Source organism: Gordonia jacobaea (assembly GCF_965344965.1).
GTDB classification, from domain to species: domain Bacteria; phylum Actinomycetota; class Actinomycetes; order Mycobacteriales; family Mycobacteriaceae; genus Gordonia; species Gordonia jacobaea.
Map to the genome: position 1 here is coordinate 128,220 of NZ_CBDRLS010000003.1, position 26,493 is coordinate 154,712.

At 66.5% G+C, this 26,493-nt stretch carries 21 protein-coding genes and 1 pseudogene; 11 read left to right on the top strand and 11 right to left on the bottom strand.

What is annotated here, in order from left to right; translation table 11 throughout:
• Positions 1-182 precede the first annotated feature (182 nt).
• The 4 genes from ACRVY7_RS11415 to hflX all read left to right on the top strand — a co-directional run bounded on the left by ACRVY7_RS11415 (position 183) and on the right by hflX (position 4,443).
• The gene (locus ACRVY7_RS11415; protein WP_431817148.1) at positions 183-944 is read left to right on the top strand and encodes a class III extradiol ring-cleavage dioxygenase family protein; all 762 of its coding nucleotides are present in this window, start codon (positions 183-185) and stop codon (positions 942-944) included.
• Positions 941-1,861: a tRNA (adenosine(37)-N6)-dimethylallyltransferase MiaA gene (gene miaA, locus ACRVY7_RS11420; protein WP_431817149.1), complete on the top strand. Its 921-nt coding sequence runs from the start codon at positions 941-943 to the stop codon at positions 1,859-1,861. The genes ACRVY7_RS11415 and miaA overlap by 4 nt, the downstream gene beginning before the upstream one ends.
• A 26-nt stretch (positions 1,862-1,887) precedes the next feature.
• A complete protein-coding gene (gene dapF / locus ACRVY7_RS11425) occupies positions 1,888-2,790 on the top strand; it encodes a diaminopimelate epimerase (protein WP_431817150.1) in 903 nt (300 codons plus the stop codon).
• 81 nt (positions 2,791-2,871) lie between these two features.
• Positions 2,872-4,443, top strand: a complete 1,572-nt coding sequence (gene hflX, locus ACRVY7_RS11430) for a GTPase HflX (RefSeq protein WP_431817151.1) — start codon at positions 2,872-2,874, stop codon at positions 4,441-4,443.
• 4 nt (positions 4,444-4,447) lie between these two features.
• Here the strand turns inward: hflX and ACRVY7_RS11435 are convergent, their stop codons facing one another.
• From ACRVY7_RS11435 to ACRVY7_RS11450, 4 genes are all read right to left on the bottom strand, one after another.
• Positions 4,448-4,708, bottom strand: a complete 261-nt coding sequence (locus ACRVY7_RS11435) for an HPr family phosphocarrier protein (protein WP_005204573.1) — start codon at positions 4,706-4,708, stop codon at positions 4,448-4,450.
• Positions 4,709-4,751: 43 nt separating this feature from the next.
• A complete protein-coding gene (locus ACRVY7_RS11440) occupies positions 4,752-6,842 on the bottom strand; it encodes a PTS fructose transporter subunit IIABC (RefSeq protein WP_431817152.1) in 2,091 nt (696 codons plus the stop codon).
• A gap of 97 nt (positions 6,843-6,939) precedes the next feature.
• Entirely contained in the window at positions 6,940-7,905 is a 966-nt protein-coding gene (locus ACRVY7_RS11445) for a 1-phosphofructokinase family hexose kinase (RefSeq protein WP_431817153.1), read from the bottom strand.
• On the bottom strand, positions 7,902-8,672 hold the full coding sequence (locus tag ACRVY7_RS11450) for a DeoR/GlpR family DNA-binding transcription regulator (protein ID WP_064870843.1): 771 nt from the start codon (positions 8,670-8,672) through the stop codon (positions 7,902-7,904). Before ACRVY7_RS11450 ends, ACRVY7_RS11445 begins: the two co-directional genes overlap by 4 nt.
• 269 nt (positions 8,673-8,941) lie before the next feature.
• Here ACRVY7_RS11450 and ptsP point away from each other — a divergent pair, with 269 nt between their 5' ends.
• Positions 8,942-10,657, top strand: coding sequence for a phosphoenolpyruvate--protein phosphotransferase (gene ptsP, locus ACRVY7_RS11455; protein ID WP_431817154.1), 1,716 nt, complete (start codon positions 8,942-8,944; stop codon positions 10,655-10,657).
• A 44-nt stretch (positions 10,658-10,701) separates the two neighbouring features.
• Here the strand turns inward: ptsP and lexA are convergent, their stop codons facing one another.
• Entirely contained in the window at positions 10,702-11,349 is a 648-nt protein-coding gene (gene lexA / locus ACRVY7_RS11460; RefSeq protein ID WP_306302058.1) for a transcriptional repressor LexA, read from the bottom strand.
• Positions 11,350-11,665: 316 nt separating this feature from the next.
• Between lexA and ACRVY7_RS11465 the strand changes: the two genes are divergently transcribed.
• Together ACRVY7_RS11465 and nrdR are read left to right on the top strand one after the other, a co-directional pair.
• Entirely contained in the window at positions 11,666-12,295 is a 630-nt protein-coding gene (locus ACRVY7_RS11465) for a LysM peptidoglycan-binding domain-containing protein (protein ID WP_431817155.1), read from the top strand.
• Between the two features lie 144 nt (positions 12,296-12,439).
• Positions 12,440-12,874: pseudogene (nrdR, locus tag ACRVY7_RS11470) on the top strand (transcriptional regulator NrdR); the annotation flags it as partial.
• A 99-nt stretch (positions 12,875-12,973) separates the two neighbouring features.
• Here the strand turns inward: nrdR and hrpA are convergent.
• Complete coding sequence (gene hrpA / locus ACRVY7_RS11475) at positions 12,974-16,960, bottom strand: ATP-dependent RNA helicase HrpA (RefSeq protein WP_431817156.1); 3,987 nt, start codon at positions 16,958-16,960, stop codon at positions 12,974-12,976.
• Positions 16,961-17,095: 135 nt separating this feature from the next.
• On the opposite strand from hrpA, the gene ACRVY7_RS11480 reads away from it, so the two are divergent.
• Complete coding sequence (locus ACRVY7_RS11480; protein ID WP_431817157.1) at positions 17,096-18,325, top strand: aminotransferase family protein; 1,230 nt, start codon at positions 17,096-17,098, stop codon at positions 18,323-18,325.
• Positions 18,326-18,370: 45 nt separating this feature from the next.
• Here ACRVY7_RS11480 and ACRVY7_RS11485 read toward each other — a convergent pair whose 3' ends face one another.
• The gene (locus ACRVY7_RS11485; RefSeq protein ID WP_431817158.1) at positions 18,371-19,159 is read right to left on the bottom strand and encodes an SDR family oxidoreductase; all 789 of its coding nucleotides are present in this window, start codon (positions 19,157-19,159) and stop codon (positions 18,371-18,373) included.
• A gap of 100 nt (positions 19,160-19,259) precedes the next feature.
• Here ACRVY7_RS11485 and ACRVY7_RS11490 point away from each other — a divergent pair, with 100 nt between their 5' ends.
• On the top strand, positions 19,260-20,081 hold the full coding sequence (locus ACRVY7_RS11490; RefSeq protein ID WP_431817159.1) for a helix-turn-helix transcriptional regulator: 822 nt from the start codon (positions 19,260-19,262) through the stop codon (positions 20,079-20,081).
• A 58-nt stretch (positions 20,082-20,139) separates the two neighbouring features.
• Here the strand turns inward: ACRVY7_RS11490 and ahpD are convergent, their stop codons facing one another.
• Both ahpD and ACRVY7_RS11500 read right to left on the bottom strand, forming a co-directional pair.
• Positions 20,140-20,673 carry an alkylhydroperoxidase, AhpD family gene (ahpD, locus tag ACRVY7_RS11495; protein ID WP_431817160.1) on the bottom strand — a complete coding sequence of 178 codons (534 nt, stop codon included), beginning with the start codon at positions 20,671-20,673 and terminating at the stop codon, positions 20,140-20,142.
• A gap of 11 nt (positions 20,674-20,684) precedes the next feature.
• Positions 20,685-21,272 carry a peroxiredoxin gene (locus tag ACRVY7_RS11500; RefSeq protein ID WP_431817161.1) on the bottom strand — a complete coding sequence of 196 codons (588 nt, stop codon included), beginning with the start codon at positions 21,270-21,272 and terminating at the stop codon, positions 20,685-20,687.
• 130 nt (positions 21,273-21,402) lie between these two features.
• On the opposite strand from ACRVY7_RS11500, the gene ACRVY7_RS11505 reads away from it, so the two are divergent.
• Complete coding sequence (locus tag ACRVY7_RS11505; protein WP_431817162.1) at positions 21,403-22,350, top strand: hydrogen peroxide-inducible genes activator; 948 nt, start codon at positions 21,403-21,405, stop codon at positions 22,348-22,350.
• Between the two features lie 19 nt (positions 22,351-22,369).
• Here ACRVY7_RS11505 and ACRVY7_RS11510 read toward each other — a convergent pair whose 3' ends face one another.
• Positions 22,370-24,508 carry a DEAD/DEAH box helicase gene (locus ACRVY7_RS11510; RefSeq protein WP_431817504.1) on the bottom strand — a complete coding sequence of 713 codons (2,139 nt, stop codon included), beginning with the start codon at positions 24,506-24,508 and terminating at the stop codon, positions 22,370-22,372.
• Positions 24,508-25,506 (bottom strand): PAC2 family protein, encoded by a 999-nt coding sequence (locus ACRVY7_RS11515; RefSeq protein ID WP_431817163.1) that lies wholly within the window; start codon positions 25,504-25,506, stop codon positions 24,508-24,510. The genes ACRVY7_RS11510 and ACRVY7_RS11515 overlap by 1 nt, the downstream gene beginning before the upstream one ends.
• Positions 25,507-25,771: 265 nt before the next feature.
• On the opposite strand from ACRVY7_RS11515, the gene ACRVY7_RS11520 reads away from it, so the two are divergent.
• Entirely contained in the window at positions 25,772-26,434 is a 663-nt protein-coding gene (locus tag ACRVY7_RS11520) for a hypothetical protein (RefSeq protein ID WP_431817164.1), read from the top strand.
• Positions 26,435-26,493 lie beyond the last annotated feature (59 nt).

Below are 26,493 nucleotides of genomic sequence, written 5' to 3' on the forward strand. Positions count from 1 at the left end.
GCGTCAGTGGTGCCGCGCGTCACGGCTGCCTGTCACTACGTCCTGCGCAACTGGCCTCAGGACTCCACCTATTCAAGCAGGTCAGGGTTCTCGATGTGCGGCCTGCGGAACATCGCCGACGTCGCGGGGGTGTGTCGGAGCTAGTCGCGGCATTGGGCACACCGTCGGCTAGCGTCGACGGTGTGCTGGCGTGTGTGGTTTTCGTCCCGAGCGCACCACTGGTCGTTCCCGAGTTGGCGGGACCGGATGCGGTGGACACCCTCGAGGTGCGCTCGGCTGTTCGCGACGCGGGCGCGCTGCTCGCCCGACATGCGTCACGCTGGGTGGCGGTGGGGGCCGACGACCGCATCGCCTCCGCGAGGTCCGGTGCAGGCGAGGCGCAGGCATCGCGCTCGATACCGACGACGGGCGGTTTCGGCAGGTTCGGCGTCGACGTACCGGTCTCCCTGGAACGAGCGGGCGATGAGCGAGCATCGGGACGTCTGCCGCTGGCGATGCTGATCGCCGGGTGGTTACGCGAACAGGTCGACGCCGAGTCGGTGCGTCCGATCGTCGTCGACCCCGACGTACGACCCGACGCCGCACACGAGCTCGGTCGTGCACTGGCGGCCGAGATCTCCGCCGACCCCGAGCCGATCGGGGTACTCATCGTCGCCGACGGTGCAACCGCGCTTGCGCCGAAGGCTCCCGGCGGGGGCCGACGCGATAGCGCCGTCGAACTCCAGCAGCGTGTAGTCGAGGCACTCGGGGCGGCTGATATCGGCGCGCTTCGCGGACTCGACGTTGCCGCGTGCGATGCCGACGGAGTCGACGGCAGAGCGGCGTGGCAGGTCGCCGCGGCGATCGTCGGCGACACCCCGACGGCCGCCGAGGTGTCCTACGCCGACGCACCGTTCGGTGTCGGATACGTCGTCGCGTCGTGGACCCCCGAGGACGCGCGGTGAGTGCTCGGTCATCCGGGGCGACCCCCATCGCCGTCGTCGGCCCGACCGCGACCGGGAAATCCGACCTCGCGCTCGACCTCGCGGAACGACTCGACGGCGACATCGTCAACATCGACGCCATGCAGCAGTACCGCGGCATGGACATCGGCACGGCCAAGCTGCCACCACAGGAGCGTCGGGGCATCCCGCACCACCAACTCGACGTCCTCGACGTCACCGAGACGGCCACCGTCGCGCGCTATCAGGAGGCCGCGTCCGCCGACATCGACTCTCTGCTCGCCGCCGGTCGCACGCCGGTGATCGTGGGCGGGTCGATGATGTACATCCAGGGGCTACTCGACGACTGGCGCTTCCCGGCAACCGACCCCGCGGTGCGGGCCCGTTACGAGGCGATGCTCGACGAGATCGGAGTCGCGGCATTGCATCAGCATCTCGCGACTGTCGACCCTGCGGCGGCGTCGTCGATCCTCGCTACCGATGCACGACGGATCGTGCGCGCGCTCGAGGTCGTCGAACTGACCGGGGAGCCGTTCGCGGCGTCGGCGCCGAAGATCGGTGAACCACGTTGGGGGACAAGGATTCTCGCGCTGGACCGCGACACTGCCGAACTGGACGAACGCATCGCCCTGCGGACGCGGCTGATGTTCGCGAACGGTCTCGTCGACGAGGTGGACGCGCTCGTCGAGGCGGGTCTGCGCGAGGGCGTCACCGCTCGTCGAGCCATCGGATATGCGCAAACACTTGCCGCGCTGGACGGCGAGTACGACCTTGCGACCGCGGAAGAACTGACGTTCATCGGCACCCGCAGGTATGTGCGCAGGCAGCGTTCGTGGTTCCGTCGCGATCACCGCATCCATTGGCTCGACGCCGCGACACCCGCACTCCTCGACGCCGCGCTTGCCACGGCGGAAGTCTGAGAACGACTCGCACGTATTCTGGACGGGTGACGACGATCAGCGAGGCAGTGACCTACGTGAAGGGGCACGGCACCCAGAACGACTTCGTCGTGCTCACCGACCCGGCGGTCGAACTCGACCTCACGACCGACTTCGTGGCGGCGGTCTGCGATCGCCAACGCGGTATCGGGGCCGACGGCATGCTGCGCGTCGCGCGGGCGGTGGCCCTCGTGCGCGCCGGCGTCCTCGACGAACTGCCCGACGGCGTCGACCCCGACGACTGGTTCATGGACTATCGCAACGCCGACGGCTCCATCGCCGAGATGTGTGGCAACGGGGTCCGCGTCTTCGCCCACTACCTGCGGGCTACCGGGCTGACGGATTCCGACGAGTTCACGGTGGGTTCGCGCGCGGGCGGACGCCCGGTGGTGGTGCATTCGTTCGATGATCTGTACGCCGACGTCAGTGTGCGGATGGGGCCGGTGACACTCGGAGACGACGCGACCGTGCGGATCGGCGACGACCTCTACCCGGGTGTCGCGGTCGACGTCGGCAACCCTCACCTGGCGTGCGTGGTGCCCGACATGTCGACGGCCGACCTCGCCGCGATCGATTTCTCTAGCGGCGTCGTCCTGCCGGACGGCGTCTTTCCGCACGGCGCCAACGTCGAACTGCTGACGTCTCCCGAAGACGGCCCGCACGGTGGTCTGCACGCCACGATGCGTGTCTTCGAGCGCGGAGTCGGCGAGACCAGAAGTTGCGGAACGGGGCTGGTCGCGGCGGCGGCAGCGGGTCTGCAGACCCTCGGCCGCGACGCAGGTGAGATGGTCATCGACGTGCCCGGCGGAAGGGTGACGGTCACCGTTGCCGACGGTCACGCGACGCTGCGTGGACCGTCCGCACTGGTGGCCGACGGCCGATTCCGGGCGGGCTGGTATCGCGTCGACTGACGTGCCGCAGGCCCGCTGTACGGCGGCTCGGCGGATATCCACGTGCTCGACGGGGCGTCGGCGTGTCACCATGGATGGTGTATGACCGAAACATCACCACAGGTACATGACCTGCACGACACCCGTCCCGTCGACGCGAACGCACCCGCGATCGACCTCTCCCGCGATCTGATCGATCCCGACGATCTCGTCGACCCCGCAAACTTCGGCGACCACGACGATTCCCGCGACCGTGCCCACACCCCGACGACCGGCGAGCTCGCACTCTCCGATCGCGCCTCGCTGCAGCGCGTCGCCGGGCTCTCGACAGAGCTCACCGACGTCACCGAGGTCGAGTATCGACAACTGCGCCTCGAGCGCGTGGTGCTCGTCGGCGTCTGGACCGAGGGCTCCGCGGCCGCCGCGAAGGCGAACATGGAGGAGCTCGCGGCACTCGCCGAGACCGCGGGTTCCGTGGTCCTCGAAGCGGTGATCCAGCGACGATCCTCACCCGATCCCGCGACCTTCATCGGCTCGGGCAAGGCGCAGGAGCTGCGCGACGTCGTCGCCGACACCGGCGCCGACACCGTCATCTGCGATGGTGAGCTGACGCCTGCGCAGCTGACCGCGCTGGAGAAGGTCGTCAAGGTCAAGGTGATCGACCGAACTGCCCTCATCCTCGACATCTTCGCCCAGCATGCGAGTTCGCGTGAGGGCAAGGCGCAGGTCGCCCTCGCGCAGATGGAGTACATGCTCCCGCGCCTGCGTGGTTGGGGTGAATCGATGTCCCGTCAGGCCGGTGGCCGCGCCGGCAGCAACGGCGGCGTCGGTCTACGCGGACCGGGTGAGACGAAGATCGAGACCGACCGTCGGCGCATCCGTGAGCGAATGGCCAAGCTGCGCCGCGAGATTCGCGAAATGCGCACCGCCCGAACCACGAAGCGCTCTGCGCGACTGCGGGGCGCTGTGCCGCGCATCGCCGTCGCGGGATACACCAACGCGGGTAAGTCGAGTCTGGTCAACGCCATGACGGGTTCGGGTGTGCTCGTGCAGGATGCGCTGTTCGCGACCCTCGATCCCACGACGCGCCGCGCGACTCTCGAGGACGGCCGCGAACTGGTCTTCACCGACACCGTCGGCTTCGTCCGCCATCTCCCGACGCAACTCGTCGAGGCATTCCGGTCGACGCTGGAGGAGGTCGTCGATGCCGATCTCGTACTGCACGTCGTCGACGGCAGCGACCCGTTCCCCGCGGAACAGATCACGGCGGTCCGGCGGGTCATCAACGACGTTGTGGCCGAAGAGGGAGTCGCGCCACCCCCGGAGTTGTTGGTGATCAACAAGATCGATGCCATCGATGCGTCCCGGCTCACCGAATTGCGCGGCATGCTCGGCGCGGGCGGTAGTACGCACGGACCCAACTCAGCGGGCGTCGTGTACGTCTCGGCGCGCACCGGTGAGGGACTGCCCGAACTGTTTGAGGCGGTCCGTGAGTTCGTGGGTCGCGACGATGTGGAACTCACCGTCGACATCCCGTTCACGCGAGGCGATCTGGTGTCACGAATTCACCGCGAGGGCGAGGTTCTCACCACAGACCACAGCACCGAGGGCACCCGGATGCGTGTCCGTGTGCCCTCGGCGCTGGCGGGAGAACTGGCCTCGTTGGCCCAGTAGGGGTCTACTCGGCGTCGAGGTCGGCGGCGACGAGCTTCGCGATGGCGTCGAGCGTTGCCTGATCGTCGGATTCGACGACGACCGCGGTTCCCTTCTCGGCACCGAGCGTCATGATCAGCAGTGCCGATCCCGCGTCGACAGGTTCGCCTCCGACGACCGAGATCGTCACGGGTGTACCCGCGTCGGCGACTGCCTCGGCGATGATCGTTGCTGGTCGTGCGTGCAATCCGACGGCTGATCCGACCTCGACGGTGGTGCTTGGCATTATTTGCTCCTTTGCAGATGGGGTTATGTCGGGACTGGTGATTTCAGGCGGGAATGGTCTCGAGCTCGGGTGCAGCTGTCTGGCGGCTGGCCGATCGCCCGAACTGCTTGGCCGCGACGACGCACACCGTGCCGAGGACCGTACCTGCCGCAAGTGCTGCGAGGAAGAGCAGCCAGTGGTTCATCGTGAAGAAGACGAAGATGCCGCCGTGCGGAGCACGCTGCGTGACTCCGAAGGCCATGATCAGTGCGCCTGCGAGTGCGCCGCCCGCCATCATCGACGGAATCACGCGGATCGGGTCCTTCGCGGCGAACGGGATCGCACCCTCGGAGATGAATGCAGCGCCGAGGAACCAAGCGGCCTTACCGTTTTCGCGCTCGGGCTCGGTGAACAGTCCGGGGCGGATGACGGTGGCGAGTGCCATCGCGAGCGGCGGAACCATGCCCGCGCACATGACCGCTGCCATGATCTCGAGCTGGGGTGTGTCGCCGATCGCGAGACCGGTGGTGGCGAAGAGGTACGCGGCCTTGTTGACCGGTCCGCCGAGGTCGAAGCACATCATGAGTCCGAGAACCACGCCGAGGACGATCTTCGAGCTGCCGCTCATGCTGTTGAGACCGTCGGTGAGCTGGGTGGTGACCCAGGCGAGCGGCTTGCCGAGCAACATGAACATCAGACCGCCGACGATCAGGCTGCCGAACAGCGGGATGATGATGACCGGCTGGAGTCCACGTGCCCACTGCGGCAACGGAAGTCGGGAAATTGCGAGGCACACGGCGCCTGCGATCAGTCCACCGATCAGACCTCCGATGAAACTCGCGCCGACAGCAACCGAGACCAGGCCTGCGACGAAACCGGGTGCGATACCGGGACGGTCGGCTATCGCGAACGAGATGTAACCCGCAAGGACGGGTACCAGCATGCTCATGGCGAGCGCGCCGATCGCGAAACTGACACCGCCGAGGTACTGGCCGAGACCGCCCGCGGGTAGATCCCAGAGGCTGTTGTTCAGCGCGATGTAGGCGCCGTCGGACAGGGTTTTGGATGAATCGAGCGTCTTGTTGGCGATCTCGTATCCGGCAAGCAGGAAGCCCAACGCGATCAACAGTCCGCCTGCCGCGACAAACGGGATCATGTAGCTGACACCGGTCATGAGTGCCTGCTGGATCTTCTTGCCGAACGACAGGCTCGACGCCGATCCCTCCGCTGCGCCGGCACCGTCGTCTGCCGACCCGTCGACGCGCGAGGCGTGCGGATTGCGCGACGCCTCGACGGCCTCCGCAATCATCTTGTCGGGTTCGTTGATGGCGCGCTTGACCCCGGACTCGATGACCGGCTTTCCGCTGAAGCGGCTCTTGCCCTTCACCCCGACGTCGGTGGCGAAGATGACGGCGTCGGCGCCTGCGATGACGTCAGGGGTGAACGGCGTCGTGCCCGACGATCCCTGCGGCTCGACGTGGAAGTCCACGCCCGCCCGCTCCGCGGCGTACTTGAGTGCGTCCGCGGCCATGTAGGTGTGTGCGATTCCGGTGGGGCACGCGGTGATCGCGACGATCGAGGGGCGCTTCTGCGAATCGGGACTCAGTGTCTTCGCGGTCTTCGTGCCTGCTGCCGGGACTGCGGCAGCAGCGGCGGCGCCCGCAGCAGGCGCGGCGGATGTCGACGTGGAGCCTGCCGGGGCAGGGTTGATGGCCTCATCCACGAGTTCGACGACGCGCTCGTCGCTCGGCGCCTCGCGGAGGGCGGCGACGAAGTCGGGACGCACGAGCGCTCGTGCGAGCGAGCTCAGCAGCTTCATGTGGTCGGACGCAGCGCCTTCGGGTGCTGCGATGAGGAATACCAGGTCGGCCGGGCCGTCGGGGGCACCGAAGTCCACGTTGTTGGACAGTCGGGCGAACGCAAGGCTGGCAGTGGTGACCGATGCGGCCCGTGCGTGAGGAATCGCGATCCCACCGGGCAGCCCGGTTGCCGACTTCGCCTCACGGGCCAGGGCGGCGCGGCTCAGTTCGGATGGATCGGTCGTGCGCCCGGCCTCGCCGAGATTCTCGGCGAGATAGGTGATGACGGCGGCGGGATCACTACCGGCGTCGACATCGAGATGCACCGTCGCTGCGGTGATGATGTTGTCGGACATGGGTTTTCCTTCTACTTCTGTGCGGCCGGAGGGGGTGTTCCGGTTCTGGTCGGTGAGCTTCGTGGCGATTCGCGTACAGGGTCTGGAGGCTGTGGGGTCACGTGATCGGGGCGGCTCCCGAGAGTTCGACGACATCGACCGAGTCGACGTCGACCTGTGCTGGAAGCGGCGGTTGCGTCCCTGCAAGTCCGGCGGCCGCCGATCCGTAGGCGACTGCCGTGCGGAGACGGTCGGGTTCGGAGGCGCCTGCCGTGTACGCGATGAGGTATCCGGCCAGCGACGCGTCGCCTGCCCCGACGGTGCTGCGCGGCACGATCGGCGGGGGAGTGGCCAGCCAACTGCCTTCAGCGGTCGTGAGTACCGCACCCGCCGCACCGAGGGTCGCGAGTACCGCTCCCTGCGTGGTGGCGATCAGCGTGCGCGACGCCGCCACGACGGGCAGGTAGTCGCCCGAGGCGATGGCAGCGGCCAGTTCGGCCGGGGCGATATCACTGACCTCGGCGAGTTCTTCGTCGTTGGGTTTGATCAGGTCGATGGGCCCCGACATCGCCGCGCTCAGGGGTGCGCCCGAAGTGTCGATCGCCACGCGGCGTCCGCTCGTGACGAGGCGATCGGAGATGCGTCGATACCAGTCGTCGGGAACTCCCGGCGGAAGCGAGCCACACAGTGCCACCCACGACGCGTCCTCGGCGCTGCCGAGTACGAGCGCTGTCAGATCGTCGAGTTCGGCAGATGTGAGGGTGTGGCCGGGCGCATTGATCTTCGTGGTCGTCCCGTCGTTTTCGGCGACCGTGATGTTGGTGCGGATCTGGCCGTCGATATCGACCGTGCGATAGGGCAGTGCGACCGCGTCGAGGGCGGTGAGCAACGGGTCGTCGGCGTGCGCGGGTAGTACCGCGACGGTGGGGATGCCGGCTTCCGCGACGACGCGGGACACGTTGACTCCCTTGCCGCCCGGCTCGACCCGGGTGGAGGTACTGCGTTGCACCTCGCCCCGCATCAACGGTCCTGCGATCTCCAGGGTGCGGTCGAGACTCGGGTTGGCTGTGACTGTGAGGATCATGCGATCACGACCTCGATGCCGTGTGCCGAGAGCGCCGCCGAGAACTCGGGGTCGATCCCGTCGTCGGTGATCAGGACATCCACCTCGTCGAGCGGAGCGAACGAGCTGAAGTCCTCGCGTTCCATCTTCGACGAGTCGGCCAGCACTACGACACGCTGCGCGGCGGCGACGATGGCGGACTTGACCGAGGCTTCCTCCGCGTCGGGGGTGGAGAGGCCGTGGCCCTCACTGATCCCGTTGGTGCCGACGAAGGCAACCGAAGCACGCATCTTTCGCAGCGCTGCGACGGTCTCGGCTCCGACTGCGGCCTGGGTGAGTCCGCGGACTCGACCGCCGACCATGAGTAGGGTGGCCCGCTCGTGCGCGGTGAGTGCCTGCCCGAGCTGGAGGCTCGTGGAGATCACCGTGAGCCTGCGATCCGCCGGCAGCAGCTTGGCGGCCTGGTAGGTGGTGGTTCCGGCGTCGAAGATGACCGATCCGCCGTCCGAGGGCAGAAACCGTATCGCAGCGCGTGCGATCGCGGCCTTCTCTGCGGTGTGGGAGGACTCGCGTTGGTCGAGTCCCAACTCGTTGACTACCTCGACCGTCCCGGCCTTGACTGCTCCGCCGTGGACGCGTTGCACGCTACCTGCGCGCTCGAGGACCGCGAGGTCGCGGCGCACCGTCTCGCTCGTCACGTCGAACCTGTCGGCGAGGGCGGTCACGGATGCGCGGCCGTGCGCGCGCACCTGATCGGCTATTGCTCGCTGTCGCTCTTCGGCGTACACCTGTCGACTCCGATCTGTGGTGTGGCTCGCGCTTCGGCGAACCATCTGTGGGTCTGTGTGCTGTGGATCCGGCTGCTGTGGATCTGGCTTCTGCGGATCATCGTGAGTTTGGTTCTGTGTGGCATTCGATGTTGATATATCTGTGTTTACGCCCGTGTGTGTTGACAAGTCAAGTGTTTCGAGTAACTTTGATCACAGAAATTCACGATGCCGGGTATCCCTCACAGATCACCGCACCCGGCCGATCGACCCGGAAGGCAGCAGACGCAATGGAGAATCACCTGGTATCGGAGAATCGGGTCACCATGAACGGTCAAGGAGAGTTGTCGGGAACACCCGTCGTCGCGGGGTTCGCCTACGGGCCGGTGTTGTGGCCGGGTGGGCGCGTCACCTACGACGAGACGTCACTCGGCACCGATCACGTTCTGGCCGAGGGCGAGCGGGACGCGGAGGCGGAACGCCTCGTCGCCGCCGCGGCAGTCGTCGCGGGCAGGCTGCGTCATCGCGCATCACACGCGTCGGGAGCTGCGGCCGAGGTCCTTGCTGCGACCGCCGGGTTGGCCGAGGATCGGGGATGGATCGGTGCGGCGAAATCGCGTGTCGCGAAGGGCGCGTCGGCGCCCGCCGCCGCGGTCGCGGCCACGGCGCAGTTCTCCGAGATGTTCGCCAAACTCGGCGGGTTGATGGCAGAGCGGATCACCGACCTCAACGACGTTCGTGACCGAGTGGTCGCCGAGTTGCTCGGCCAGCCGGAGCCGGGAATTCCGACGCCGAGTCACCCGTCGATTCTCTTCGCTGACGACCTCGCTCCCGCGGATACCGCTGGGCTCGATCCCGCGGTGATCGTCGGGCTGGCCACGCGTCTCGGCGGACCGACCAGTCATACCGCCATCATCGCGCGGCAGTTGGGCATCCCGTGCGTGGTCGCTGTGGCGCGACTGAGTGAGATCACCAGCGGCACAATGGTTTTGCTCGACGGAGGCGCGGGGTCGATCACCGTCGAACCAGAGGGGTCCGAAGCGCGTGAACTCGTCGAGCGCAGCGTTGCGGAGGCCGCGCTTGTTGCTGCGTGGCGTGGCCCCGGCCGGACTGCCGACGGCACCGCCGTCGCCATCCTCGCGAATGTTGCCGACGGCGTCTCCGCGCGCAGCGCTGCCGATGCACCAGTCGAGGGCATCGGGCTGTTCCGCACCGAGTTGGCGTTTCTCGACAGGGCGGATGAGCCCGATGTGGACGAGCAGACGCGGCTGTACCGCGACGTGTTCGAGGCGTTCGCGGGCCAAAAAGTCGTCATCAGGACGCTCGACGCCGGGTCGGACAAGCCGCTGGCGTTCATCGAGCACCCGGACGAGGCGAATCCCGCACTAGGCGTGCGAGGCAACCGCATCGGCGACGACCACCCCGACATCGTGCGAACTCAGCTCGACGCGATTGCGCGCGCGGCAGAGGAGTCCGGCACGACGCCGTGGGTCATGGCACCGATGATCGCCACGGCCGCGGAGGCCGCACAGTTCGCCGAACTCGTCCGTCAGCGTGGTCTGACGGCAGGCGTGATGATCGAGATCCCGGCAGCGGCGATCCTGGCGCCCGCGATTCTGGCCGAGGTTGACTTCGTGTCGATCGGAACCAACGACCTCACCCAGTACACGATGGCCGCCGACCGGATGTCGGCAGAACTCGCCGAACTCACCGACCCCTGGCAACCGGCGGTGCTCGCACTCATCTCGCAGGTTGCGACCGCCGGCGCCCAGCAGGGCAAACCCGTCGGAGTCTGTGGCGAGGCCGCGGCCGACCCGTCGCTCGCATGTGTGCTCGTCGGGCTCGGAGTCACCTCGCTGTCGGCGGCTCCGGCGGCGACGCCCGCAGTCGGGGCGAAGCTGTCGACGGCGACGATGGAGCAGTGCCGGGCTGCCGCCGCTGCCGCACTTGCCACCTCGAGTCCGGCACTCGCCCGACGCGCAGCTGCCGAGCAACTCGACGGCTGACGCAGACCCCGCTGGTCAGCGACCTGCGGGGCCCGTTCCGCGCATCAGACCCGGCGCATCACCGTGACGACTTTGCCGAGGATGGCGGCGTCGTCTCCGGGGATCGGATCGAAGAGCGGATTGTGCGGCATCAGCCAGACGTGGCCGTCTTTGCGCTTGAAGGTCTTCACCGTCGCCTCGCCGTCGATCATCGCTGCGACGATGTCGCCGTTGTCGGCGACATTCTGCTGACGCACGACAACCCAGTCGCCGTCGCAGATCGCGGCGTCGATCATCGATTCGCCGACGACGCGGAGCAGGAACAACGAGCCCTCACCGACGAGCTCACGCGGAAGCGGGAAGACGTCTTCGACCGCCTCCTCCGCGAGAATCGGACCGCCCGCCGCGATGCGGCCGAGTACCGGAACGAACGTGGGGGTCGGGAGATCTCCGTTGATGGCATCGGAGTGATGTGCGTCGGGAGCCTCGGAGACGTTGACCGCCCGCGGACGGTTGGCGTCGCGCTTCAACAGGCCCTTGCGCTCGAGGGTGCGCAACTGGTGTGCGACCGATGACGTGGACGTGAGGCCGACGGCGTCGCCGATCTCTCGGATGCTCGGCGGATACCCGCGCTCGCGCACCGACTTTCGGATCACATCGAGGACGCCACGCTGGCGATCGGTGAGTGTTGCCTCGGCGACGGCCGGATGGATCGGTGCCTCCTCGCCGCCTCCACTCTTCTTGCCTTCGACGCTGCGACCGTTGCCCTTGGGCGACGACGGGCCGCGTCGTGACTTCTCTGTCATCGGTTCCGTCCTTCCTGATGTGTGAAGCGGGTGCTGTTGTGAACCGGGTGCTGTTGTGAAGCGGGGTGGGGTGCGTCTTTCTTCCATCGTCTGGCGCCGACAGTAGCGGAGGCCACTGACAACATCAAACATTTGTTCGACGTGTCGCAGGACTTTGTCGGACCCCTCTGGTAGAACTCGAACATCAGTTCATCGAACGCTTGATCGACCATTGGAGGTAGCGATGACCAGCTTGATGACCAACCCGGTGACCCGCACGATTCCCAGCACGTCGAGTGCATCCGCGGCAACACCGCCGACCACCCGATCTGCAACGCCGCGACCTGCATCGACGACGCGTCCCCGAGTTCACCGCGCCACGGTGGTCAGTGGACGTGCACCGTCGAATCCCGTGCGTAGCGACGAGCTACGTGTGGCGGGGCACGTTCGAACGACTGAGTCCCGACGGACCGCCGGCGCAGACGTCATGCCGCAACCTCGGCGTCGGATCGCGTTCGATCACGGAACCTCAACGCGGCCAGCGGGCACGCGATGCGCCGGTGGCGTCGGCGAGCTGGTGGCTGCCCGTCGGCGCCGGGCAGCGTTCTTGGCGGTACTCGCGGGAGTCGGGTTGGCACTGACCGTGTGGGTGGTCGGGACCGTCGGCGCCGACTACCAGCGGGCGAGCATGCCGTCGTCGACCTCCACGCAGGTGGTCCACGTGCGTTCCGGCGAATCGCTGAGCTCGATCGCCGCACGCGTCGCGCCTGATGTGCCGCGTCAGACCGTCATCGACGAGATCATCGACCTCAACGATCTGCCGTCGAGTGGGCTGCGCGTTGGCCAACCGCTTGTCACACCCGCGTACCGCTGAGCGCTGGCGGTATTCTCGATGTCACAGGGTCCAGTCGGAAACCGACACGGTCACCGCTGCGGTCTCGCCTCCGCCGGTCGTCAGACGATCGGACCGAGCCAGACCGACGGAGCCGCTGCGTCCCGAGATCTGCACGAGGACTACATGCGCTGCCCGTTTTGCAAGAACGAAGACACCAAGGTCGTCGATTCGCGTGTCGCCGATGAGGGGCAGGCGATCCGGCGTCGTCGCGCGTGTAGCGAGTGCGGGCGGCGGTTCTCCACAGTCGAGAGTGCTGTTCTGGCAGTCGTGAAGCGCAACGGTGTGACCGAGCCGTTCAGCAGAGAAAAGGTGATGCGCGGGGTACGACGCGCATGCCAGGGACGTCACGTGAACGAAGACGATCTCGCACAGTTGGCTCAGCAGGTCGAAGACGCGGTGAGGTCGTCCGGTTCGGCCGAGATCCCCAGCAACGAGGTCGGTCTGGCCATCCTCGGCCCGCTCCGCGACCTCGACGAGGTGGCGTACCTACGTTTCGCCTCGGTCTACCGGTCGTTCGATTCGCTCGAAGACTTCCAACGCGAGATCGACGACCTCCAGGGCAACCTCACCGGTTCGCACGAAGGCGCCGACGACCTCGACACGCCCGCCACCCGCGACGACACTGTCGATGCTGCGTCGAGTCCAGCGGGTCCGGTGTCAACCGAGTCGGTCAAGAGCTCGTAGCGCCCGTTTCTCCGAAATAGGATAGGCGGTACCGAGTTTCTGGGCGAAGAGGCTGACCCTCAGCTCCTCGACGATCCACTGAGCTTCCTCGCTGACGATGTCTCGGCGCGATTCGGGAAGCTGTGTCAGGCGCTGGTTCCATCGTTCGGTGACCCTGTCGATGGCGGCCATTCCCTCGCGGTCGCGGTTCGCGGCGGCAGGAAGCTGCTCGAGGCGCTGTCGTGCGGCGGTCAGGTATCGCGGAACGTGCTGCAGGTGTTCGCGAGCCGTTGCGAGAACAAATCCGTCGAAGACCAGGTTGTTGAACTGTTCGGCGACGTCGTCGGCCGCTGTTTGACCCGAGTGGCGGTCGATCTCGGCGCGCAGGGGAGCCACCTCACGGAACACATCGACAGCAAGAGCGAAATACTCCGGCGCCGCAGCCGATACGCGCGGTCGCAGTGTCGAGACGAGCTCGTCGAAGGCCGGAGGCGTGCGGATTGATCCCAAATCGACTGCTGCGGGAGCGATGTCGCGAATCGCCCGACGCGTGCAGTCGGCATACAGCGCGTCGGGTGACGCATAGGGACTCTGGCTCAGTGCCAGCCGACCGGCCGGGTCGAGCCCGGCGCTGATCTTGCGTGAGAGCGGCGGGATCGCGTGGTCGAGCAGTTCGATGACGGCACCGTGCAATTGCGCACGCCGCTGGGCGTCCGACGTCGCGAGCGTCCGTGCCACCCCACGGTTGCGCCCTCCGTCGACGACCTCGAGTGACGGATAACGCGTGATCTGTTGTCCGGCAACGGTATCGACGCTCGACTCTGCAAGTGTTCCGATTCCGTCGGCCGTCCACGTCGTGTACACCCGACGCGGCGTCGGCGCGGGCGCCTCACCCTCGATGCGTCGGCGGAGCTCGGCGAGGGACTTGCCGGTGGCGACCGTCTCCTCTCGGTCATCGATCACGACGAAGTTCATGCGAAGGTAGGCGGGGAGTCGCTCCGGAGCGAAGTCGTCGGCCGCAATCGTCTGCCCGGTGATCGTCGACAGCTCACGCGCGAGGCCGTTGATGAGCGGCTCGCGACGTGGGGTGAGACGAGACAGGGCGAGATCGGCGAATCGCCCGGCCGGTGCCATCGTCTTGCGGATCGTCTTGGGCAGCGTCTTGATCAACTCGGCGGCGAGTTCGCTCCGCATTCCCGGGACCAGCCAGTCAAAGCCCGCCGGGCGCACGTGTCGCAACAGCGGGCGTGGAATGAGCACGGACACACCGTCATCGGGTGCGCCGGGCTCGAATCGGTATCGCAGGCGGTAACGGGTATCGCCCTGTTGCCACTCGCCGGGGTAGTCGGCATCGGCGACGTGGACGTCGGCGGCGACGTCCTCCGGGGTGAGGTCGAGCATCGTCGAGTCGGCTCGGCGCGCCTTCTTCCACCACGTGTCGAAGTGGCGCGCCGAGGTGACCGCGGCGCCGATGCGATGGTCGTAGAAGTCGAACAGTTGGTCCTCGGTGATCACCACGTCGCGGCGTCGAGCGCGGTGTTCGACCTCGGCGGCGTCGGACAGCAGTGCTCGATTGCGTTCGAAGAACGGATGATTCGTCTTCCAATCACCTTCGACGAGGGCGTGCCGGATGAACATGTCACGCGCGGCGGCAGGGTCGATGGGTCCGTAGTCGACGCGGCGTCGGGCCACCAGCGGGACGCCGTAGAGCGTCGCGCGTTCGTATGCCATCGTGGCACCGCGCTTCGACGACCAGTGCGGCTCGCTGTATGTGCGTTTGACGAGGTCGCCCGCGAGTCGTTCGGCCCACAGCGGGTCGATTCCCGCGACGGTGTGCGCGAAAAGCCGGGACGTTTCCAGGATCTCGGCGGCCATCAGGAACGCGGGCGGCTTCTTGGAGAGCGATGAGCCGGGGAAGATCATCAGGGTGGTGTTGCGTGCGCCCGTGTACTCCCGACCCTCGGCGTTGCGGGCGGCGATGTTGCTCAGGAGCCCGGACAGTATCGCCTGGTGGATCGCATCGGTGCGGTGCGACGCCTCGGCCTCGCCAGAATCCTTCGTCGACCAGCCGAGATCGTCGACGATGCGCCGCAGTTGTCGGTGCAGATCCTGCCATTCGCGGATGCGAAGGTAGTGGAGGAACTCGCGTTCGCAGGTGCGGCGGAACTGGTTGCCGGACAGTTCTTGTCGCTTCTCCTGGAGGTAGCGCCACAGTGCGAGGTAGCCCATGAAGTCGGAGCCGGGCACGACGAACCGCTTGTGGGCTGCGTCGGCGGCTTCGCGATGATCGCCGGGCCGCTCGCGGACGTCGGGAATCGACAGTGCGGCAGCGATGACCAGAACGTCGGCGAGACAACCGGATTCGTGTGCCGCGATCAGCATGCGCGCGACCCTCGGCTCGACCGGGATGCGCGACATCGTGCGTCCGACAGGTGTCAACCGCGGGGTGGTGTCGGTCTTGTCGGTCGTCGTGATCGCGCCGAGTTCGGTGAGAACTCCGATTCCGTCGCGGATACCGCGTGCGTCGGGAGGTTGGACGAAGGGGAAGTCGGCGATGTCGCCGAGCTTCAGCGAGGCCATCTGCAAGATGACCGACGCGAGGTCGGTGCGGAGGATCTCGGGGTCGGTGAAGGCGGGGCGGGCGTCGAAATCGGCCTCGCTATACAGGCGGATGCAGATGCCGGGGGCGACTCGCCCGCATCGCCCGGCGCGCTGGCGGGCGCTCGCCTGCGAGATCGGTTCGACCGGAAGTCGATGGATCTTGGTGCGCGCCGAGTATCGCGAGATACGTGCGGTGCCCGTGTCGATCACGTAGCGGATACCCGGGACGGTCAGCGACGTCTCGGCGACGTTGGTGGACAACACGATTCGATTGCCGCGCGACGGTGTGAACACCTTCTGTTGTTCGGCGATCGACAATCGTGCGTACAGCGGAACCACCTCGGCGCCCGCCGCGACGCGTCGGGACAGCGAGTCCGCCGCCTCGCGGATGTCACGTTCGGTTGGCAGGAACACCAGGATGTCGCCACCGGCGTTACTGCGTCCCCACAACTCGTCGATGGCGGCGTCGATGCCCTGGATCTGGTCGAGGTCGGCGTGCTCGCCGCCACCGCGCTCGTCACCGGTGTCGGGGCCGTCGGAGGAGATGAGCGGGCGGTAGCGGACGTCGACGGGGTATGCCCGCCCCGACACCTCGAGGACGGGGACCTCGGCGTCGGGTGTGGTGAAATGCCGCGCGAACCTGTCGGGTTCGATCGTGGCCGAGGTGATGATGAGTTTCAGGTCGGGGCGACGCGGGAGCAGTCGGTGCAGGTAGCCGAGGATGAAATCGATGTTGAGGCTTCGTTCGTGCGCCTCGTCGATGATCAGCGTGTCGTAGGCGCGCAGCATCGGATCGGTTGCGATCTCGCGGAGCAGGATGCCGTCGGTCATCACCTTCACGAGGGTGTCGGCGCCGGAGCGGTCGGAGAACCTGACCGAATACCCCACGGCGTCGCCGATCTCGGTGTTGGTCTCGTCGGCGATACGTCGCGCCACGGAACTGGCGGCGATACGCCTCGGCTGGGTGTGACCGATGGCGCCCCGCACGCCTCGCCCGAGCTCCAGACAGATCTTGGGGAGCTGTGTGGTCTTGCCCGACCCGGTTTCGCCCGCGATCACCACGACCTGGTGAGCGGCGATCGCGGCGGCGATCTCGTCGCGGGCCTCCGACACCGGTAGCTCCGGTGGAAACTCGAGCACCGGAACCGATGCTCGACGACGCTCGACGCGGCGTGATGCGGCGTCGATGTCGCGCGCGAGTGCCGCCACCGCATCCGCGTTCGACGATGCGCCGAGCTTGTCGACGCGGCGTCGAAGGCGGTGTTGGTCGACGATCGTCAGGTCGGCGAGCCGGCGTCGAAGTGAGCGTTGGTCCGTCGGAGTAGGTTGCGTCGCCTCGGCGGTGGACTCGCTGGGCTGTGATTCGGGGGAGACGGACATGATCACTCAAGGATATGTGTCGATACATGGGTCAACGCAGTCTGACCTCCGACCGATGACCCAGAGCGTGACCCTGGGCGCGCTGACCTGACCCTGAGTGCCCTGACCGCGATGCCGCCGGGCATCATTGAGCGCATGTCAGGTTCACTGTGGCACGGATTCGCCGATATGGGGTCGGTCAGCGCAAGCGGCCCGTTTGTGGTCACGCGGGGTGAGGGCACCCGCGTGTGGGACCGCGATGGCAACGAATATCTCGATGCCACCGCCGGTCTCTGGTTCACCAATATCGGTCACGGGCGCACCGAGGTCGCACAGGCGGTGGCCGATCAGCTTTCGACGCTCGCGCATTACTCGGGATTCGGGGATCTCACCGCCGACGTCACCGACGCACTTGCCGATCGGCTCGCAACAATCGCGCCGGTTCCCGGGAGCAAGATCTTCTTCACTTCCGGCGGAAGCGACTCGATCGACACTGCGGCGAAACTCGCGCGGCGTTACTGGGTGGAGGTCGGCAAGCCGGAGAAGACGATGATCGTCGGCCGGACCAAGGCCTACCACGGCATGCATGTCGCGGGTACTTCTCTTGCGGGCATCCCGGGTAACCACGACGGCTACGGCACCCTGATGCCCGACGCCCAGACCGTCGAGTGGGACGACGCCAAGAGCCTGCTCGGACTGATCGAACGCGTCGGTGCCGACAAGGTTGCCGCATTCTTCTGCGAGCCGATCATCGGTGCAGGCGGCATCTACCTTCCGCCCGAGGGCTATCTGGCCGAGGTCCGACAGATCTGCCGCGACAACGATGTGCTGTTCGTCGCCGACGAGGTGGTGACCGGCTTCGGCCGTATCGGAGGCGAGAGCTGGTTCGCTTCGGCACGCTTCGATCTTCAACCCGACATGATGACCACGGCCAAGGGCTTGACGTCGGGGTACGTCCCGATGGGTGCGGTCTTCATCGCGCCGCGCGTCGCCGAACCCTTCTACGCCGGTGGCGTCTGGTGGCGTCACGGTTACACCTATGGCGGCCACGCGGGAGCTGCGGCAGCCGCGATGGCCAACCTCGACATCATCGAGCGGGAGGGACTCCTTGCCGAGGCGGCACGGCTCGAGGGCGATCTGGCAGACAAGCTCGCGCCGCTCGCCGACCTCGACGCGGTGTCGGAGGTGCGCACCGGACTCGGTGTGGTCACGGCCGTCCAACTCGCCGACCCGTCGCAGGCGCCCGCAGCGGTCGGTGCCTTGCGCAAGCACGGCGTGAGCACCCGCGCCGCAGGCCAGGGCGCGCTGCAGGTGTCACCGTCGTTCGTGATGACGACCGCCGAGGTCGGCGAGCTGGCCGACCGTATCGGCGCAGCGCTGGGCTGAGCCGGTCACAAGCTGCGCCGGTCGGTCAAGCGCTCGGCCGGTCGCTCAGCCCTGTGCCGTCGGCAAGACCTCGATCGACGCGGCGTTGACCGCAGCCGGAAGCGACACCGACCAGGCGACCGCCTCCGCGATCGCGGACGCGGGGATCGGCGGGTTCTGTACGGCGAACCCCGCCAGGAACTCCTTCGAACCCGGGTAGGTCATGTCGTGGCCGAGGTCTGACTCCGTCATTCCCGGTTCGATGGCCCGCACACGGATACCGTTGGGGCCCAGCTCTGCTCGGAGCGTTCGTGTGAGGTGCGAGACGGCGGCCTTCGTCGCGGTGTAGACCGCGTACGTCGGTAGCACGATGTGCGCACCAATCGAACTGATCAGCACGAGGTCGGCGGATCGTCCGTCCGCCGCGGCCGCGCGTAAGCCCGGGATGGCGGCGCGAGCGGTGTCGAGCACGCCCATCACGTTCACATCGAGCATTCGACGCCACTCGTCGCGGTCGGCGTCGTCGAACGGCGCCGCGAGCATCGCACCGGCGTTGGCGACGACGAGATCGGGTGCGCCGATGCGCCGCGTCACCTCCTCGAACGCTGCGGCGACGGCACGGGGGTCACTGACGTCCGTCGCGATGGCGAGGCCGTCGAATTCCTCGGCGACGGTGAAGAGCTTGTCGATTCGACGACCGAGCAGCGCGACGCGTGCTCCGCGCGCCGCCAGCGTCCTCGCCGTCGCGGCGCCGATACCCGTGCCCGCGCCGGTCACCACCGCGATACGGCCGTCGAGAGTCGCGGTGTTCTCATTTTGTGCGAGTGCTTCTTGTGTCTGGGCTTCTTGTGTCATGAGTACAAGGATCGAGCGGCTCGGACGGCACGAACAGACCGCGTCGTGAGGGGTCCTCGCACTACCTGGCTGTCGATCGCCGCGAGCCTAGACTTTCGCTATGACCGCACTCGGACAGTTCCTGCGCGCCCGCCGCGAGCGCGTCGACCCTACGACGCTCGGTCTGCGGACGGTCGGCCCGCGGCGTACGCCCGGTCTGCGTCGTGAGGAGGTTGCCAGTCTCGCCGGCATCAGCGTCGAATACCTTGTGCGGCTCGAACGTGGACGCGACCGCAATCCGTCGGCTGCGGTCGTGGCCTCGCTGGCCGATGTACTCGGACTCGATGATGCCGAGCGTGAGCATCTCGCCGCACTCGCCGATGTGCGCATCGACGTCGACTTCGCCGATCACGAGGTGGTCGAACCGATAAGAGTATTGATGGCTCAATGGCAGCAGCCTGCGATCGTGATGAATCGGTTCATGGACCTCCTCGCGATCAACGACGCAGGAGCAGCACTTCATCAGGCGATCGGGACCGTGCCCGGAGACAACATGTTGCGCAAGCTTTTTCTTGATTCGCACGCTCCGTCGATCTATCCCGATTACGAGTTGCTGGCGGCCGAGACCGTCGCCAACCTGCGATCGCTCACCGGAGCAGACATTGATCATCCGCGTCTGCGCGACCTCGTGGGCGAACTCTCGCTGCACAGCCCGTTGTTCGCCGAGATCTGGGCGCGCAACGAGGTTCAGGTGAAGTCCAGCGGCGCCAAGCGGATAGTGCTCGCCGACGTCGGCGTCGTCGAATTGCGTTGGGACACTCTCGAAGTCGCCGGTGCGCGGGGGCAGAGGGTCGTGGTATACCAGCCTGTCGAGGGCACCGGCAGCGCCGAGAAGCTCGCACGACTCGACGCCGCTGCCAGGGTCGGTGTGGTCGGCAGCTGACCCGAACAACACACTGCCCCGGTCTCGTGAGACCGGGGCAGTGCAGTGGGGTGATAGATCAGGCGTTCGCCAGCACCTCGGTGGTGGTGATGGCCTGCGCCACACCGGTAACCGTTGCGGCGACCTTGACGGCCTCCCAGACCTGTTCCTTGGTCAGGCCGCCATCACGGACGACCTTCGCGTGTGCTGCCGTGCAGTCGTGGCAACCGTTGATGGTCGACACGGCGAGGCTCCACAGCTCGAAGTCGGTCTTGTCGACGCCGGGGTTGCCGATGATGTTCATCCGCAGACCCATGCGCACCTGCGCGTAGTCGTCGCCGAGAAAGCTCTTGGCGCGGTACGCGACATTGTTCATGCCCATGATCGACGCCGCGCCCAGCGCTGCGTTGTAGGCCTCGGCCGAGAGGGTGTCGGCTGCTTCCTCGGACACCTCGGCCAGCACCTTCGCGTTGCGAGATGCCGCAGCCGACGCGAGGAAGGTGCCCCAGAGCTGCTGCTCGGAGAGCTCGGTCGAACGCGCCAGCGAACTCAGATTGAGCTTGAGGTCCTTGGCGTACTCGGGGAGGGCTTCCTTGAGATTGTCGATGCTCATGCCGATTCCTCTCAGACGCTTGCGGTGAGGAGCTCGCCGGCGTCGATGGTCGGATCGCCCTTCTTCCAGTTGCAGGCGCACAGCTCGTCGGACTGCAGTGCGTCGAGAACACGCAGCACCTCGTCGACGTTGCGGCCGACGGAACCGGCCGTCACCGAGACGAACTGGATCTCGTTGTTGGGGTCGATGATGAAGGTCGCGCGATCGGCGACGCCATCGGCGTTGAGAACGCCTGCGGCGGTGGCGAGCTCACGCTTGAGGTCGCTCAGCATCGGGAAGGGGAGGGTCTTGAGGTCCTCGTGCTGTGCACGCCACTGGAAGTGGACGAACTCGTTGTCGACGGACGCGCCGAGGACCTGGGCGTCGCGATCGGCGAACTCGTCGTTCAGCTTTCCGAAAGCGGCGATCTCGGTCGGGCACACGAACGTGAAGTCCTTGGGCCAGAAGAAGACGATGCGCCACTTGCCGGGGTGATCGTCGCTCGACACCTGGGTGAAGTAGTCGTCGGGCTGCTGGGCGTCCACCTTGCTCAGGTCGCCTCCGATGACCGCCGTCAGGCTGTAGGCGGGGAACTGGTCTCCGATGGTCAGAAGAGCCATGTGTGTTTTCGCTCCTTCGTGTCGATTGCGTTCGTGGGTGGCGCGCGAACTCACGTTCTGCAGTTGCCTCTCAATTCTGCCGAAAAGCCACCAAAAGCGAAACGTGATGATTAGCACTAGACTGATAGGCATGAGTGATAAAAGTTATCAGCCGTCCGTCGCAGGTCTGCGGGCGTTCGTCGCACTCGCTCGCAAACGTCATTTCGGTGCTGCGGCAACGGAACTCGGCGTCAGTCAGCCGTCTCTGTCGCAAGCACTCGCAGGCCTCGAGGCCGGGTTGGGCAAGCAACTGATCGAACGTACAACGCGGCGTGTCTTCGTGACGCCGGAGGGCGAGATGCTCCTACCCAAAGCGATCGCGGTGACCGACGCCGTCGACGAATTCCTCTCTGCCTCCGCGGGTTCCGACGATCCGCTTGCGGGAACCCTGCGACTCGGCCTGATCCCGACGGTCGCGCCGTACGTTCTGCCGACCGTACTGCGCGGGCTCGCCGCCGAATTGCCCTCTCTCGCTTTGCGGGTCGTCGAGGACCAGACGGCGCGACTGGTGGCGCAGTTGCGTGAGGGCTCACTCGACGCCGCGTGTCTCGCGCTACCCGCCGACGTGCCCGGCCTTGCCGAGATACCGATGTACGCCGAGGATTTCGTGCTGGCGCTGCCGTCCGATCATCCGCTGGCCGGACGCAAGCGCGTCGACCCGAGTTCGCTCGCCGACCTTCCGCTCCTGCTGCTCGACGAGGGGCACTGCCTGCGCGACCAGGCACTCGAGGTGTGTCGACTCGCGGGTGTACGCGCAGACATAGGGCACACCAGGGCCGCCTCGTTGGCGACCGCGGTGCAGTGCGTCGAAGGTGGTCTGGGCGTCACGCTGATCCCAGGGACTGCCGTTGCCGCCGAAACCGCGGGCGGCGACCTCGCGACCGCGACGTTCACGACGCCGCGGCCGGGGCGTCGAATCGGGCTGGTCTACCGCGAGTCGTCGGGCAGAGGCGAGTCGTATCGGCGACTGGCGTCCATCATCGCCGGTCTTGTCGAACAGACGGGCGCGGTGCGTGTGGAGAAAACTCCCGCCATGTGAGCATGATTCGGTCGGCGTCTCAGTGTTGCTCGGCGAGCGCGTCGGCGGCGGCAGTGCGGGCCAATTCTTCCCACTCGTCGAGGAGACTGGAGTCGACGTCGCGGACCATGTCGCCGACGCGTTCGGTCAGTTCGACGATCTCGTCGGTCAACACCGTGGTCGGAACACCCTGGCGCAACACGCGATAGCAGTCGGACAGGTACCGCAGTACCACTCCTTCGCTGCGGGCGAGACCGTAGGCAGAAATCAGTTCGGTGAACGTCATCGCTCGCTCGAGCATGAGCCGGAGGACCGATTTCGGCGACGGCGGAAACCCCGCAATCCACGGGTGGGTGCGACGGTAGACACCGAAGGCATAGTCGATCTCCTCGGCGAGCGGTTGCGGCCAGGTGATCTCCTCGAGACGCGCCATGCGGTCCTCGTACTCGACGCCGTCGGCTTTCATCTCGGCGATCGCGGCGTCGCGCGCTTCCTTGCGCTGTGCCATCAGCACCGGGCGGGGATCGTCGAGAGTGGATTCGAGGATCGAGACGACGTCGAGCGCGTACGTCGACGAATCCGGATCGAGTAGCTCGAAGGCGGCGAGCGCGAACGCCGACAGCGGGTTGGTGAGCGCGAAGTTCTCGGGCATGTCGACGCTCAGCGCGACGTATCGGCCCTCGTCGTCGGGTTCGGGTAGTTGCACGACGATGCCCGCGTCGCGCAGGTCACGGTAGAGACGAATGGTGTGGCGGATCTGTCCCAGCTGCCGATTGCGTGGAAGATGGTTGTCCTCCAACAGATGTCGCGTGGCCGCGAAGCAATCTCCCGGCCGGCCGAGGACTTCGAGCAACATCGCCGTTGTCATCCGAAAGTGCGAGCGCAACGGCTCGTCGGGTGCGTCGACGAGTTGCAGGAACGTCTTCTCGCCCCAGGACACGAAACCCTCGGGTGGCTTCTTGCGCACCAGCTTTCGGAGCTTCTTCGGGTCGTCGCCCGCCTTGGCGACTGCGCGGGCGTTCTCGACGTCGTGCTCGGGTGCCTGTGCGACGACGTAGCCGATGGTGTCGAAGCCTGCTCGCCCTGCGCGGCCGGCGATCTGGTGGAACTCGCGGGCGCGCAGACGACGCACGCGCGTGCCGTCGTATTTGCTCAGACCGGCGAACAGAACGGTACGGATGGGCACGTTGATGCCGACTCCGAGGGTGTCGGTACCGGCGATGACCTTGAGAAGTCCCTGCTGTGCAAGGCGTTCGACGAGACGTCGGTAGCGCGGCAACATGCCTGCGTGGTGGACTCCGATGCCCGCGCGGAGCAGCTTCGACAGTGTGGAGCCGAATCCGGTGGAGAAGCGGAAGTCGCCGATCGCCTCGGCGATCTGAGCCTTCTCCTCCTTGGTGGTGATTCGTGCCGACAGGAGGGCCTGCGCGCGCTCGACGGCTGCTGCCTGGGTGAAATGCACGACGTAGATCGGTGCCCGACCCGCATCGATGAGTCCCTCGATCGTCTCGTGGATGGGTGTCATCGCATACGTGTATTCGAGCGGGACCGGTCGGTGGGTTCCGGTGACCGCGGTGGTGGTGCGACCGGTGCGTCGTGACAGGTCGTCGACGAAGAATGTGATGTCGCCGAGCGTCGCCGACATCAGGAGGAATTGCGTGTGCGGGAGCTCGATCAGCGGGACTTCCCAAGCCCATCCGCGATCAGACTCGCCGTAGAAATGGAACTCGTCGGCGACGAGAACCCCGATATCGCTGTTCGGACCGTCGCGAAGTGCGAGGTTCGCGACGATCTCGGCGGTCGCGCAGATGATCGGAGCATTGGCGTTGACCGAGGCGTCGCCGGTCATCAGTCCGACCTGGTCGGCCCCGAACTGAGCGCAGAGATCGAAGAACTTCTCGCTCACCAGCGCCTTGATCGGCGCGGTATAGAAAGCGCGTTGGCCCCGACATCGGGCGAAGTAGATGGCGCCGGAGGCAACGAGCGACTTGCCCGAACCAGTCGGTGTGGCCAGGATGACGTTGTTACCCGAGATCAACTCGAGCAGCGACTCCTCCTGATGTGGATACAGGTCGATGCCGCGGTCGGCCCACCATCCGGTGAACGTGTCGAATGCGGCGTCGTCATCGTCGGCGACGGGGGTCAGCGTCGTCGCCGACCCCGAAACGGACTCGTCGATCAGTTCGGCGATGACGAACCGCCGTTGCCGTCCCCGTCGTGGAGATCTCCGGTGCCGTCCGGATCGACGTCGCCACGCGATTGCTCCGCCAGGAACCGCTCGAGTTCAGCGCCGAGCTCATCCCCGCTGGGCAGCGGTTCGTCGGCGGCGAGCAGCGATGCGCGCTGAGTCTGTGCCTCGGTGAAGCTGTCGTACTGCGCCTCGAGCGCCGCGACGACGGACTCGATCTCACCGTTGCCCGACACCTCGGCGTCGACCTGCTCACGCACTGCCGCTGCTGCGGATTCGAGTGCACTGGTGGGCAATTCGAGACCTGTCAGTCCCGACACCGCCTCCAGCAGACGTGCTGACGCAGCCGGGTAATCGGTCTGGGAGAGGTAGTGCGGCACGTGCACCGACAGTCCAGAGGTGCGTCGTCCGCCCTGACCAAGGCGCAGTTCCAAGAGCATCGACGCACTCGCGGGGAGCTTCATCTGCGAACCCCACGTCGGTAGGTCGCCCAACGATTCGGGCTCGTTGCCGTGCGCGGTCAACGACGACGGGCGGGTGTGCGGAACGGCCATCGGGATGGCGTTGAGACCGATCACGTCGGTGACCCGGAAATGGTCGGCGAGGCGCCGAATGGCCTCGGTGAACTGCTCCCACCGCAGGTCCGGCTCCGAGCCGGACAGCAGCAGGAACGGCTTACCGGCGTTGTCGCGGATCGCGTGCAGCGTCAGCGTTGGCATCTGCACGTCGGTGAAGGTCTCGCCGCTGAAGGTGATCGTCGGACGGCGAGAGCGATAGTCCATCAGCTCGTCGTTGTCGAAGGTCGCGACCACCTCGGAGTCGAGCGAGTCGCGAAGATTCTGCGCGGCGAGTGCCACGGCATGTCCCGCGTCGGCGAAGCCGTCGAGCGCGTGGATCAGTACGGGGCCGGTTCCCGCAGCGTCGGAGACCTGGGGAGCGGGGAAGGCGAGCTCGAAGAGCTGACGGCCCTCGTCCGGATTGGAATCCATGTCGTCCCTCCTCTTGAAGATCGGCACGTGCCTGTCCTACCTGTTCGTCGAATTGTCCCGCATCCACACCACTCGTGACCAATCGGTGTCGCTCGTCGAGCGTCCGCGTGACGCATCTGTGTTGTTCTTGCAGCGGATCCTTGTGTGTTAGCGGATCTTTGTGTGTTCAACAACCGCGCCCACCTCTCGATTCCCCGAGATGATCTGGAGACCGTCGGAGTGTCGTGACCGGTGCCTCGGCCTTGCGGTGGCACAGTCGAAGTTCGTGGGTGTACGCAGTGTCGGTGTGGTGATGGGGTTGGCCGCGGCTTTTCTCGTGGCGTCGTGTTCGGTCGATGGTGATGCGACGCAGAACACTGCCGATCTCTCCTCGCGATCGGTGACCGCAGCCGATTTCCCGGTTTCGGGTGCTACTCGCGTTCCGCAGAACTCCGTCGCGTACGCGATCGGCGACCTCATCGGCCGACCAGCCAACTCGCCCTACGATCCACCCGAGTGTCAGCCCGCGGCGGTTGGCTCCGACGGAGCCGTCGTCTATCTGGGAATCGTCGAAGCCGACCGTGCGTCCTTCACCTCCGCCGTCGTCGGAGTCGATGACGCGTTGAGCACGGTGGTCGATCAGGCGCGTGCGTGTCCTCGAGCGACCACCGGCAACGCGACGACGGCGACGAGCAAGGTGCAGACAAGGGTGTCCGACGCCCCCGAACATCCTGCGGGGGTCGATACCGCTGCCGTTCTGCGGACCGTCGAGACCGGTGGCGACCAGGCGCCGCTCTTGACGCGCACGATGACCTACATCGGACAGCAGGGCACGGTGCGCGTGTACTGCCAGTACCGGTGGCCATCAGCGGGTGACATCAGTTCCGAGGCGAAGGGTCAGCTCGGGGCTCTGTTCGAGAAGGCGTTGCGGGCGGCTTTCGGTTCGTGAGTTTGTGCATCCGTCCGAGGGTGTGCACAACGTCGGTCATCGGAGCTTCTCGCGGGTTC